Genomic DNA, 13,065 nt, shown 5'->3' with positions numbered 1-13,065 from the left:
CCTAATGGCTTCGCCTTTTATATGAGGGCGAAGCTTGTTTGCGTTGGTTCCCATGCATAACTTGGAGAAAAAAATGGATACTATGGTTAAAGGTGATATGTATGGATTTACCGGGTTCCGTTGATCTCTTCGAAGAATCATTGAAAAGCCTGCTCCATAATTGCTCGGATCTTATCGTCAAACATGCGAAGGATGACCTTAATCTCATTTATTTTTGTGATTTAGTTGACGCAAGTCTCATTAACAATCAACTACTCAGCTCCCTACAGCAAATTCGGCTAGAACCATTCTCGATGGAGGGACTTGCTCAATTAATCCCTATTGGCCAGACTGATCTTACTTGTGAAATGGAGCAAGTCATTATCTTGCTGCTGCGCGGTTGGACCGTGGTATTTAAAGTCGGACAAACAGACGTCATACTGGTCAATACCTCTAAGCAGCCAAAACGATCTCCCTCCATAGCGGAAATCGAAACGAACGTGATCGGGCCTCAGATCGGATTCACCGAATCATTGGAAACGAATCTGGGGATCGTCCGCAGCTATGTTGCTCATGAAAATCTGTGCAATGAATCCTTTGAGATTGGTGAAGTAACGAGAACTCAGGTGCAATTGCTTTACTTGAAAGATATCGCAGAAGAGCAAACCATCAATACGCTGCGTCAGCGTATTTCGGAATTAGAGATAGACGGCGTCATCGGGAGCACCCTTCTGGTGCAGCTTATTGAAGATAATTCTTTGTCGATTTTTCCTCAAATGATCATAACCGAACGACCCGATCGTGTCAGTTTTAGCTTATTGGAGGGCAAAGTCGTTCTGCTTATCAATGGCAGCAATTTTGCAATTATAGGACCGAGTACATTCCTTGATTTTTTCAAATCACCGGAAGATCATTACCTGCATTGGAATATTGCCATGTTCATAAGAGGATTGAGGTTCTTGGCCATCTTCATCTCGATCCTTTTGACCCCTGCGTATGTGGCTGCCTTAACGTTTCATTATGAGATTATTCCTCCTAGTCTGCTCGTTCCGCTAGCCCAGTCGCGATCCAGAGTGCCTTTTCCGCCTTTGTTTGAATCGTTATTTCTAGAAGTTACAATTGAGCTTCTGCGTGAAGCCGGGGCTAGACTACCGACCAAGGTTGGACAAACGATGGGCATTGTGGGAGGTATTGTTATCGGACAAGCGGCGGTTCAGGCCGGATTTACGAGCAACATCTTAATTATGATTGTCGCCTTGGCGGCTCTGTCTTCGTTTACCACACCCATCTACTTAATGGGGATTAGTATCCGATTTGTTCGTTTTCCGATGATTATTGCTGCAGGCATTTGGGGTGGGATCGGCATTGTGTTCACGATTTGTTTATTACTCATGCATTTGTTACGTCAAACGAGTCTTGGACATCCGTATATGCATCCGATCTATCCTCCGCGATGGAGGGACATGATAGATACGGTCATTCGACTTCCTTTTCCATTTCTCTCCGCTCGTTCTACCTTTACACGTACACCGAATAAGCCAAGATTCAATAAGAATCAAGCGAAGCTGAAAAAAGACATCGACGAGTAGACGGGTGATGACAAGATGGAGATCTCGGATAAACCGAGGCAAGGTTTACTGTTTCAAGCGTTCCTACTTGTTTTTGTAATCAGTAAAGCCCAATTGGGGGTGGGCGTGCTCGGTTTCCAGCGAGTCATTTTTAAATTTGCGGGTCATGATGCTTGGATTTCGGTCATTGTGTCCGGTTTAGCTGCACATCTTTCCATTTGGTTGATGATTCGCACGCTTGCGCATTATGATTCTGCGGACTTGTTCGGTATTCATTATGCACTATTCGGAAAATGGGTAGGGCGGATTCTCAGCCTCTTGTTTATGACGTATTTCGCGTTCTACGTCCTAACGATCTCCCGCACATATATTGAAACTGTTCAGTCGTGGATTTTTCCCGATTTCCCGACATGGCTCCTCATGCTGCTTTTCATTACGCTAATTGCTTATGGTGTGACTGGCGGAATTCGCGTGATTATTGGCATGTGCCTGTTTGGTATTGGATGTTGGATTGTGACCACATTATTTTTTTATGCCGCGATAAGACATGCCCAGTGGAGTTTTTTGCTTCCGATTATGGAAGCCACGCCTACCCAGTTGTTACAAGGAGCGAGTAAAATGCCGCTGACGGTTGCTGGGTTCGAGGTCATTTACTTTCTGTATCCGTTCATTCGAGATCAACAAAACGTGAATCGTTACGCGCAAATAGGTGTTCTTCTTAGCAACCTATTTTATTTGTTCGTCATGGTCATTTCTATCGTTTATTACAGTCAAAATCAGATGCCAAAAACGATTTGGGCTACGTTTAGTTTCTTAAAAATCATCCGATTTCCGTTTCTGGAACGATTCGAATACATTGCGATTCCGCTCTGGATGCTTATCCTAGTATGCAATCTTATGTTATTTACATGGGTTATCCTGCGTGGAATGAAGCGGGTTTTTCAACAAAATCAAAAACGGACGTTAGCCGTCTTCTGTGTCCTTCTTTTCGCATGCTCCTTTCTGTTCCAAAAACACGGACAAATATATAAGATGAACTCGATCTTGAACTCCGTGTCGACCTATGTGATCTTTTTGTATCCACCCCTTCTTTTTCTGTTGGTGAAAACCGTACATGCCATTAAAAAAAGAACCGTTAATCGATAAGATTACTCTCGGGGAGTGAAATGCGTGAGAAGACCGCTTTGTCTATCTCTGTTGCTCGGCACAGTCGTTTTGTTCTCGGGATGTGTCAAACCATTCATATTAGAGAATTTGGCGCTTAGCATTATTATCGGATATGACTCTCTTGAGAAAGAACGCATTCTTACAACATCGGTCTTGCAAAAAATCGATCCGAGCGCCAAAGAAAAGACGCAGGTTGTAGCCAGTACGGCATATACCAGTAAAGGTTCGCGCATTTCTTCGAATCGAGAGCTTAGCAAATATTTGGTTGGAGGACAAGTACGGGTTGTCATGTACGGCAAAAAGCTTGCCTCCAAAGGGATCATCGATCTAGCTGATACCTTGTCCCGTGACCCAACGCTCGGTGATATGATCTATCTTTGCATAAGTGATGGAGAAGCATCACACATTTTAACGCATCGTTATCGGGAAATATCGAATATTGGCATGTATCTTTATGAAAACTTAAGACAAAATTCGGAGAGAGAGGAGATTCCTTCCCCAACACTCCAAGATTTTCTTCGGGATTATTATAGTGAAGGCAAAGATCCCGTCATTCCGTTGCTCAAACGAAGGGGCAATGAGGTCTTTATCAAAGGATTGGCTTTGTTTCATGATGACCGCATGGTTCATGAAGCTTCGCCGCGGCAAGGGTTTCTGCTCAAAGTACTACTCAATACGAAGAAAGAGGGAAGCTTCGAACTCGTAGCAGATGCCGAACCTTTAACGAAGTACATGAAGCATCCAGATAAAGAGGTTAAAATTGTATTCGCCACTGTGAAAAGCAGCAGTAAAATTAAGCTTCTTGACACGAAAGTACCCGAATTTAATTTGTCGGTGTCGATGCAGGGGGATCTTCAAGAGATTTCGGCTCCTTATTCCTTTGAGAAGCCCGAGTCTGTATCAGCATTAGAGAAAGAAATTGAAAAAAAACTGAAGAAGGAAATAGAAACATTCATCGCGAGTTTGCAATCGAATGAAGCTGATGTTGTCGGGTTCGGTGAGGTTTATCGGAGTAAAATAAGAGACTCAAAGCTAACCAAAGCAAAGTGGCACCCCATGTTCAAAAAAGCAAAAATCAACGTTCGCCTAAATTTCACATTGAGACATACCGGTGCTATTGAATGAAGGATCAGCAAGCAAAAGCTGCCATGGGCTTAGTCCAAGGCAGCTTTTGCTATGTCAGTCCACCAGTGTTTCCCTGTGGTTCACGCAGGTGTGATCTATTTCACATACCGGACTGTTTTTAGGAAATATAATGAAGACAGAAAAGAAAAAAAGGAGATGGTTCACATGATGAAGTGGTTAAGGGGAAATCGTTACGCGGCGATGATCTTGACGATTATTCGTTTGTATGTGGGTTGGCAATGGATGACAGCGGGGTGGCATAAAATCGCCGGAGCAAAGCCATTTGACGCAGCGGGTTATCTGAAAGGCGCCATTGCGAAACCAGTCCTTGAATCGGGAACTACGGATATGGTTTACGCAAATTATGTAGCTTTCTTAAAAAGCTTTGCCCTTCCCAATGTGGGCATCTTCAATACGATAGTTCCTTGGGGGGAATTGTTAGTTGGTTTGGGTCTGATTCTTGGCGCACTGACGACTACAGCCATATTTTTCGGCCTATTAATGAATTTTATGTATATGTTCGCCGGAACGGTCAGCAGCAATCCATGGTTAGTGCTTCTTGGATTCTTTATCATCGCCGCAGGCGCTAACGCAGGCAAGTTCGGCGTTGACCATCTGATTCTTCCTTATCTGCACAAATGGTTTGATAAACTAATCGACAGACTCCATTTGAAGCCGAAATATAAATAAGCGGACACCTATTCATGAAGAACCTACTCTTTGACTCAGTTCGCTGAAGAAGAGTAGGTGTTTTTTTCTCACTACAAAACGGGATAGAGGGAGTGTGATGGTGATGCTTACGGGCGTCATTTTGGCTGGTGGAGCAAACCGTCGAATGAATGGGGAACTGAAAGCATTACTTCCATTTGGTGGACAGCCTCTCATTGTTCGCCAAGTGGATCGGATGAGGATATTGTGTGATGAAATCATTGTTGTAACCAACGATCCCAAATCGTTTCTACCTATCCTGGATCGTTCGGTACGGATTATTACGGATTTTCACACTGGCCATGGACCGCTTGGGGGCATGCATGCAGGATTGTCGTTAGCGAAGCATTCATCGGTCTGGGTTGTTGGTTGTGATATGCCTTTTATTTCGTACAAAGCCGCCGAACTTTTGTGGAACAGAAAGCGGGAAGGGGAAGGCATTGAGGCTGTAATTCCTCTTGTATCGGGTAGATTAATTCCCCTACATGGGATTTATGATCGCGAATGCAAGGCTAAGATTCTTCCACTGCTCATTAGAGGTGAAACGCGGGTTTCTGCTTTACTGGGACATATGTTCTGGAGTGAGTTAGGGGATGAATATTTGCAGAAGAATGGCGTCGATCTGAAATTCATTGCGAGCATCAAGACCATGGACGATTATAAAGCTTTTCAAAGCACCGTGAAGACGGGGATGTAAGAAGTTGTTCATTTCCTATACGGAATGTGACATAAATCATAGTGGCCTCGGAAGAATGCTCCTAGAATGAGGATAGTTGGATTTGAAGTTGGAGGTGGGTCTGAAATGAGTATTCGAAAGTTAAGCAATGAGCAGCCTGAACAAATGAGAACAAACAAGGCGGATCAAGAACCCGTATTGAAAGGCACATTTGCCTCGGTCTTGCTGCTTGGAGCTTTTTTGGCTATAACCTGGGTCGCTGTATTTCTATTATTTCTGTACAGACAGTAGTTCATTTCACGATTAGAAAAGGGTGGTTTTAAGCCATGCATATTCATAAACTTGAGAAAATTTGGCTAGCAATCGGCATCAGCATGCTGTTTGTATTCCTTGGCGTTTTGGGTGTTTCCGCATTTGCCATGGGGGTTAAACCGCCAAGTGAGCATCATCATCGGATTGATCCTGCGAAAGTAACAGAGACAGCCCCTTTTGACAAACCAGGGTTGTATAAGACCGGAGAAAAAGAATATGAAGCGGTGATGACCGCTTTTACATTCGGATATGCCCCAGACAAGATGGAAGTGCCTGTTGGTGCAACGATCAAGTTCGTAGTCACGAGTCAGGATGTCGTTCACGGGTTTGAAATTCCAGGAACGAACGTCAATATGATGATTGTTCCTGGCGAAATCAGCCAAGTGACGCATACGTTTACGAAACCAGGCGAGTACCTTATTTTGTGCAACGAATATTGCGGCGGAGCGCATGAATTTATGAAAACGACGATTATCGTGAAATGATGGGAAGAAGCACAGAAGGGTGGAAGTCGGCATGAAGAAAGGGCAATTGGAATGGTTTGAAAATAAATTCGATCTCAAAGATGGGAGGCTGGTCGTAGCACATATTATCGTGGCTTTCCTTGCACTGCTCATCGGAGGGATCGCGGGGCTGCTGCAAACATTAGTGAAGAGCGGGACGGTTAAGCTCCCTTACGGGATCGGTTATTATGAACTGCTGACTGCGCATGGCGTGTTGATGGCGATCGTATTTACGACCTATTTCATTATAGGCTTTCTTTACTCAGGCATTTCCTACACGTTAGGCGGAAAGCTGCTTCCGATTGTTCATCGCATGGGATGGCTTGGATTTGCTTTCATGACGGTGGGAACAGCCCTCGGGGTAGTGATGGTTTTGACAGGAAAAGCGAGCGTGCTGTATACGTTCTACGCGCCAATGAAAGCTTCTCCTTACTTTTACATCGGATTAGCCCTATTGGTGGTAGGAAGCTGGATTAGCGGGTGGGGCATCTTCTATCAATTGAAGTATTGGAAAAAGACACATCAAGGCAAGATTTCTCCGTTGTTTGCATTTATGGCGGTCATCACGTTCCTTATGTGGCAAATTGCGACCATCGGTGTTGCTGCCGAAGTGCTGATTCAGCTCATTCCATGGTCCTTCGGATGGGTAGAAACGATTAATGTGATGCTCAGCCGTACCCTGTTCTGGTACTTCGGCCATCCGCTCGTATATTTCTGGTTAATGCCTGCGTACATGTGCTGGTATGTCATTATTCCGAAAATTATCGGAGGCAAAATCTACAGCGACGCGCTCGCCAGATTATCCTTTGTCCTGCTTTTGCTATTTTCCATTCCGGTTGGCTTTCATCATCAATTGATGGAGCCGGGCATTAGCTCATTCTGGAAGTACCTGCAGGTCGTCTTGACCTTCATGGTGGTCGTTCCGTCATTGATGACCGCATTCTCGCTATTTGCTACCTTTGAGATCAATGGTCGTGCCAAGGGTGCCAAAGGGCTGTTCGGTTGGATAAAAGTCATGCCATGGAAAGATGTTCGATTCTTCGCGCCATTCCTCGGTATGCTGATCTTTATTCCAGCTGGCGCAGGCGGATTAATCAACGCAAGTAATCAAATGAACGCGGTGGTTCATAATACGTTATGGGTAACAGGGCACTTTCACTTGACGGTTGCGACGAGTGTAGCGCTCACGTTCTTCGGGATTACGTACTGGCTGCTTCCAGCCGTCACGGGCCGTGTGCTTACGAAGCGCATGAACAAGCTTGGGATTATTCAAGCGATCATTTGGTGTGTAGGCATGTTCTTTATGTCAGGTGCGATGCATCTTGTTGGACTATTCGGTGCACCGCGGAGAACGGCATTCACGACCTATGAGGGAAATGCGGATGCGGCAGGCTGGATGCCGTATTATGTTTTCATGGCTATTGGCGGTACGGTACTTTTCATTGGCGTGCTGTTGATGGTGTACAATGTCTTCGCTCTTCTTCGGGCGCCGAAGGGTGTGACAGAGTATCCAATCGGCGAAGCGATGGAGCAAGCGGAAGCGACTCCGGCCTACTTGGATCGTTGGAGTGTGTGGATCAGCTTATCGGTGGCGCTGATACTGATTGCTTATACGGTACCGTTAATGGATATGATTATGCATCCAGGTGTCGGTTCCAAAGGGTTTGTCACTTGGTAAAAGGAAAGAAGCACCGGACTTTATGTGAAGTAAAGCTGGTGCTTTTTTTACAATGAAGTGAGGCTGGAAAATAGGGACCTGGAGGGGTAACAATGTTTCTAGATGTTCGAGTGTCTGGCGGACAGGTGAATATAACGCTTAGGGGCAAAATTTATGTGGATGAAGCAACGATCATAAGGGAGAAGCTGTTTCCTTATTTGGATAGAGGATGTAAGCAATTTGTTTTTAACTTACGTGATGTTGACTATATCGATAGTTCTGGACTCGGCGTACTAGTTGCGCTTCAGAAGAGAGCTCATTCTAATGGTGGCGAGGTGGTCATTAAGGGTCTACAGGGGGATGTCAAAGAACTGTTCGAGCTGACTCGCTTAACGAATGTTTTTGAGATTCAACCCTAATTTTGTCCTATTCACGTGAAAGAAGTCGCTTACCTAGAGGTGATAATCGAAATGAAAGATAAGCTGCGGCTTTATGCACGTGTATTTAAAAAGGTTATGGAATCCATCATGATTACAGACTCTGGAGGCGTTATTTTATCGGTCAATCCTGCATTTACAACGACTACCGGCTATACGGAGGATGAAGTGGTGGGTCAAACGCCGCGTATCTTGTATTCTGGCAAACAAAAACCTGAGTTCTATATTCATATGTGGGCAACGATTCATGAAACGGGTGGTTGGAAGGGCGAGATCTGGAACCGACGGAAGAACGGGGAGCTGTATCTCGAATGGTTGACGATCAGTGCTGTGAGGGATAAGCGTGGCAAAATAACCAATTATGTAGGCATTTTCATAGACATAACGGAGCGCAAGAAGTCTGAGAAAAAATTGCAGCTGCATGCCAGAGTATTCGAAACAGCGAGTGAAGGGATCATGATTACGGATACAAAAGGAACGATTTTATCGGTCAATCCAGCGTTTTCCGAAACAACTGGTTATTCGGAGGATGAGGTTTTAGCTCAAACGCCGCGCATGTTACATTCCGGCGTGCAGGATGCCGAATTTTATATTCAAATGTGGGCATCAATTCATGAAACGGGCAGCTGGCAGGGCGAGGTATGGAATAAGCGAAAGAATGGGGAAATCTATCCCGAATGGCTGACGATTAATGCCGTTAGAAATGAGAATGGCAAAATCTCCAATTATGTCGGGGTTTTCACAGATATTACAGAGCGTAAGCTGTCGGAAGAGAATTTAAAATATTTGGCCCATTACGATGTATTGACCGGGCTCCCGAATCGATTCTTATTTCATGACCGACTGAGTCATGCGATTAGGCAGGCCAATCGTCAAGGCCACTCGGCTGCCCTGATGTTTATTGATCTCGACCATTTCAAACTAATTAACGATACTTTGGGACATGTAGTTGGAGATCAACTGCTGCTGAAAGCTAGCAAACGGCTGGAAAGCTGCGTTCGAACCGGCGATACGGTATCACGATTTGGCGGCGATGAATTTACGGTCATTCTACCCCGCATTCATGAAACCAAAGATGCACTGCTTGTAGCGCAAAAAATATTGGAAGAGCTGGCCCTTCCTTTCTTCCTAGCCGAACAGGAGCTGTTCATAACGGCAAGCATTGGAATCAGCGTGTATCCCTTGCATGGAGAAGATAGTGAAACCTTGATCAAACAAGCCGATTCGGCCATGTATCGTGCCAAGGAACAGTCCAACAATTATCAGCTGTACACTTCCAATATGAACGCAACCTTCTACCGGAAAATGAAACTGGAAAACGGGTTGCGAAAAGCGTTGGAGAAAGACCAATTAAGAATTGTGTACCAACCGCAAATGGACATTCGTACGGGCCGGATCAACGGCATAGAAGCCTTGCTTCGCTGGGAGCATCCCGAGATGGGCATGGTATCGCCGAATGAATTTATTCAGATCGTAGAAGAAAATGGACAAATTGTCGAAATCGGAGAATGGGTGCTGCGCAAGGTTTGTGAGCAGAACAAGGCCTGGCAATCCGCAGGCTATCCTCCCTTGAAATGTGCCATCAATCTGTCGCCCCGACAGTTCAATAATAAGAATTTGATTGAAACGGTCAAGCAGATATTGAAGGAAACGGAGCTGGATCCGAGTTATCTTTGCTTCGAAATTACGGAAAACATCAGCATACACCAAATTGAGTCGGTATTGACGGTTCTGCATGAGTTTAAAGAGATTGGGCTGGAGTTAGCCATTGATGATTTTGGCAAGGGGCATTCCGCTTTAAGTTATTTGAAAAAGTATCCCATTGATACATTGAAAATTGATAAATGCTTCGTTCAGGGTATTGAAATGGATCGAGGGAATGCATCGATTGCCAAGGCTATGATTGATATGGCTCATGGCTTGGGGCTCCGAGTGATTGCCGAGGGCGTAGAAACGGAAGATCAGTTGGCTTTTCTCAAGGACCTCCATTGTGATTCTATACAAGGATTTTGGTTAAGTCGACCGCTGCCTCCTGAAAGGATCGAATCCTTCTTCATGGCTGACGAAGGTTGATCCAGCATACGATAAAAAGCCTTCCTACATGCCTCAGCAGTGCATGTAGGAAAGCTATTTCCAAAGACAGAGACCAATCTCATCTCACTTTAAAGATCTCAATTTGTTTCTTTAAACTTGCGGATTGATCTCGCAATACATCGGAAGATGCAGCGATTTCCTCCATCACGGCCGTCTGTTCCTGTGTTGAAGCGAACACGCCCTTCGCGCCTAAAGAAATTTTGGCGGCAATGTCGGTGACATCTCGAGCTTCGTTCAAGGTGAGCTGTACTTGATCCGCTTGGCTTGCGACCATGGATGCCATATGATCCACGAGTTGATCGACCTGATTAGCTTCACCAACAATACTTTGAAGCGCTGATGCTGTTGTCTCCCCATTGGCGGCTTCTTTATTGACCATTTCGAATTGCTGTGTAATTTTGAAGACCACATGCTTGACCTCAGACTGAATTTGATCGATAAGCTGATTAATGTCATGAACCGCATGCGAACTTTGCTCGGCGAGTTTCTTCACTTCACCGGCAACTACGGCAAAGCCTTTGCCATGTTCCCCGGCTCTCGCAGCCTCAATGGAAGCATTTAATGCCAATAAATGGGTTTGATTGGCGAATTCACCCACAACGCTCGAAATCTCGCTGATTTGCTTCGCATTGCTTTCCAACCGTTGAACAGTATGGATGGATTCTTGATTGGAAATCGCAAGATTTTGCATCCCAGTAACTAACGACTGAATCACTCTTGCACTATCCTTAATGGTAATAATCATTTGCGTCGTTAAATGCCGGGCTTCATGGGCTTCTTTATTGATATCATCGGTGGTTCTCATGATTTGTTCCACGGACATGAACATGGCTTCGGAAGATTTCGATTGCTGTTCAGCCCCATGGGAGATATCTTCAATCGTCGTAGTGATCAGTTCCACATGAGCTGCTGCATGTCCAATCGCTGATCTCAATTCATCCACATGCATATCGGTTCCTATGAAGTTAGTTGAAATTCCATCAATGATATCTCTTAAATTCCCGATCATCATCGAGAAAGAAAGGCCGAGTGCTCTTAATTCATCATCCGATTTGCTTGGAGTAATAGCAATTTGCAAATTTCCTGCGGAGGCCTCATTCGCTGCGTCTGTAAGCTGCAGTAAGGGTTTAATGAACCATTTTGCCGCAATCCATCCCAGAAATCCTGTCCAGAAAATACCGAGAGAAAGGGTGATCCAAATGAACAGCCAATCCGGGATGTAATCTTTCAATAAATCTTGCAGGGTGAAAATAAAAAAAGCACTTGTCCCATAGGTTACGGTGGATACTACCGTGATGCCAAGTACCATTTTCTTGACTATGCTCCATTTAAATTTCTTCATCTTCGTCAGTCCCCATTCTGCCTGTTTCTGTGATGATTTCTTCCAATAAGCACTTTCCAAAAATATAGCAGAATCTTGAAAGCGTAGATGTGATGTTTCTCACAGCGATAATCGGCAAAGCCTTTATACTAGAAATAGAAGCAAAAGACGTATATTGGAGGGATGAATATGGCACCACTTTCAATAACCTGTATGTTGGGAATAGCCTCATCCAACCCAGATGAACTTGATTTTGCCACGGATCGTCTGAAGGAAGAGCATAACCAATTAAGACAGCAGCTAAAGGCTCTCGAACATAGCGCTAAGGAAGTGAGCCTGCTGGATGATCCTGCGGAGGGCGTTCAGGTCTTGCAGCAGCTAAGGCAGCAAACCGCTGATTTTGTGGAGGCACTGGAGCGCCACGCGGAATGGGAGGACCAGGAATTGTTTCCCTTTCTGCTTGATTATTTTCATCGACAATCGGCTCCATCGATCACTCCCTCCTTTTGGGTACTGGAAAAGGATCACCAGCTGGCGATTTCATTTATCCAGACCTTCAATGAAACCATCATCGATTTAACGCCAATTGTCATCAAAAAACAGCTGATTGAGGCTGCGGCGCACCTCATACAGGCCTGCTTAATCTTAAACGATCACTTCACAATGGAAGAACAGCTCGTAATTCCTTTAACGGAGAAAGTGCTAACGGACCTTGAATCCTTCTTTTCATAGTTAATTGGACCATTTCAATCGGGATGCTACATGCGGCAAATCTCTTTCGGGCAGTTTTCGCAGTGGCATACATCGCGGAGATAGGTTAAATCCTTAATCACGATATGGCCATTTTCAATCTCAAGCGCATCTTCCTTCTTCATATCACTCAACATCCGATTGACACTTTCCCGTGTAGCTCCTATCATATCGGCCATTTCTGTATGATTGATCTTGTAATTGATCAGCGTATGTTCACCGTTTGGAACGCCATATGAATTACTGAGCCTGATAAGTAACGAACAGAGTGCGCCTGGTTTTCCGTACATCATCAAATCACGGAACTTCGTTTCAGTCATGCGGTGCATAAGCCCCATCCATTTCATAAACTCAATGGCCAAATCCCCATGCTGCCAAAGTAATACTTCGAGGTCTTTTCGTTGAATGACCCCAATCTCGCAATCGGTTGTGACTTCTGCGCTAAAGCTTTGTACAGAGTTCTGAAAGGGATCGATCTGACCGAATAAATCACCCGCCTGATGCAGAGATATAATGAAGCTTTTACCCGTTTCCGACAGCTTAGTGATGCGTACTCCGCCTTTCATTACGTAGTACAATTTATCCGCGACATCACCTTCCCAGAACAGATAATCACCTTTCTCCGCATGTTTCACATACATAATACTTTGTAATTTATGGAAATTTTCCTCGGAAAAAAAGGCAAGAATACCTTTAACAGCCATCTGTACCAACTCCTCAACGTTTCTTTGTTATCTCTATCTTAACGGGTTCAGATGGTTTTGTTTA

Annotated in this window: 13 protein-coding genes; 11 read left to right on the top strand and 2 right to left on the bottom strand. The window is 44.7% G+C overall.

The genetic code is table 11. The features are described from left to right. Positions 1 to 101 precede the first annotated feature (101 nt). The 10 genes from NYR53_RS31800 to NYR53_RS31755 all read left to right on the top strand — a co-directional run bounded on the left by NYR53_RS31800 (position 102) and on the right by NYR53_RS31755 (position 10,205). Positions 102 to 1,568: a spore germination protein gene (locus NYR53_RS31800; RefSeq protein ID WP_261303027.1), complete on the top strand. Its 1,467-nt coding sequence runs from the start codon at positions 102 to 104 to the stop codon at positions 1,566 to 1,568. A gap of 15 nt (positions 1,569 to 1,583) precedes the next feature. Next, a complete protein-coding gene (locus NYR53_RS31795; protein WP_261303026.1) occupies positions 1,584 to 2,693 on the top strand; it encodes a GerAB/ArcD/ProY family transporter in 1,110 nt (369 codons plus the stop codon). A 24-nt stretch (positions 2,694 to 2,717) separates the two neighbouring features. Next, a complete protein-coding gene (locus tag NYR53_RS31790; RefSeq protein WP_261303025.1) occupies positions 2,718 to 3,839 on the top strand; it encodes a Ger(x)C family spore germination protein in 1,122 nt (373 codons plus the stop codon). A gap of 165 nt (positions 3,840 to 4,004) precedes the next feature. Further along, a complete protein-coding gene (locus NYR53_RS31785) occupies positions 4,005 to 4,529 on the top strand; it encodes a DoxX family membrane protein (RefSeq protein ID WP_261303024.1) in 525 nt (174 codons plus the stop codon). Between the two features lie 97 nt (positions 4,530 to 4,626). After that, positions 4,627 to 5,244 (top strand): molybdenum cofactor guanylyltransferase, encoded by a 618-nt coding sequence (gene mobA, locus NYR53_RS31780; protein WP_261303023.1) that lies wholly within the window; start codon positions 4,627 to 4,629, stop codon positions 5,242 to 5,244. Positions 5,245 to 5,349: 105 nt separating this feature from the next. After that, positions 5,350 to 5,514 carry a cytochrome c oxidase subunit 2A gene (locus NYR53_RS31775; protein ID WP_437180110.1) on the top strand — a complete coding sequence of 55 codons (165 nt, stop codon included), beginning with the start codon at positions 5,350 to 5,352 and terminating at the stop codon, positions 5,512 to 5,514. Positions 5,515 to 5,549: 35 nt separating this feature from the next. Further along, positions 5,550 to 6,020, top strand: a complete 471-nt coding sequence (locus NYR53_RS31770) for a cytochrome c oxidase subunit II (RefSeq protein ID WP_261303022.1) — start codon at positions 5,550 to 5,552, stop codon at positions 6,018 to 6,020. 31 nt (positions 6,021 to 6,051) lie between these two features. After that, positions 6,052 to 7,716, top strand: coding sequence for a cbb3-type cytochrome c oxidase subunit I (locus NYR53_RS31765; RefSeq protein ID WP_261303021.1), 1,665 nt, complete (start codon positions 6,052 to 6,054; stop codon positions 7,714 to 7,716). 92 nt (positions 7,717 to 7,808) lie between these two features. Next, the gene (locus tag NYR53_RS31760; protein ID WP_261303020.1) at positions 7,809 to 8,114 is read left to right on the top strand and encodes an STAS domain-containing protein; all 306 of its coding nucleotides are present in this window, start codon (positions 7,809 to 7,811) and stop codon (positions 8,112 to 8,114) included. Between the two features lie 51 nt (positions 8,115 to 8,165). Then, positions 8,166 to 10,205 (top strand): sensor domain-containing protein, encoded by a 2,040-nt coding sequence (locus NYR53_RS31755; protein WP_261303019.1) that lies wholly within the window; start codon positions 8,166 to 8,168, stop codon positions 10,203 to 10,205. Positions 10,206 to 10,284: 79 nt separating this feature from the next. Here NYR53_RS31755 and NYR53_RS31750 read toward each other — a convergent pair whose 3' ends face one another. Next, positions 10,285 to 11,568 carry a methyl-accepting chemotaxis protein gene (locus NYR53_RS31750; protein WP_261303018.1) on the bottom strand — a complete coding sequence of 428 codons (1,284 nt, stop codon included), beginning with the start codon at positions 11,566 to 11,568 and terminating at the stop codon, positions 10,285 to 10,287. A gap of 168 nt (positions 11,569 to 11,736) precedes the next feature. Here NYR53_RS31750 and NYR53_RS31745 point away from each other — a divergent pair, with 168 nt between their 5' ends. Then, positions 11,737 to 12,279 carry a hemerythrin domain-containing protein gene (locus NYR53_RS31745; protein WP_261303017.1) on the top strand — a complete coding sequence of 181 codons (543 nt, stop codon included), beginning with the start codon at positions 11,737 to 11,739 and terminating at the stop codon, positions 12,277 to 12,279. A gap of 26 nt (positions 12,280 to 12,305) precedes the next feature. On the opposite strand, the gene NYR53_RS31740 is transcribed toward NYR53_RS31745, so the two are convergent. Beyond that, the gene (locus tag NYR53_RS31740; RefSeq protein WP_261303016.1) at positions 12,306 to 13,001 is read right to left on the bottom strand and encodes a Crp/Fnr family transcriptional regulator; all 696 of its coding nucleotides are present in this window, start codon (positions 12,999 to 13,001) and stop codon (positions 12,306 to 12,308) included. Positions 13,002 to 13,065 lie beyond the last annotated feature (64 nt).

It is taken from the genome of Paenibacillus andongensis (assembly GCF_025369935.1).
Taxonomy (GTDB): Bacteria; Bacillota; Bacilli; order Paenibacillales; family NBRC-103111; genus Paenibacillus_E; species Paenibacillus_E andongensis.
The sequence above is the reverse complement of the archived record's forward strand: the minus strand, read 5'-3'. Positions and strand labels throughout refer to the sequence as shown.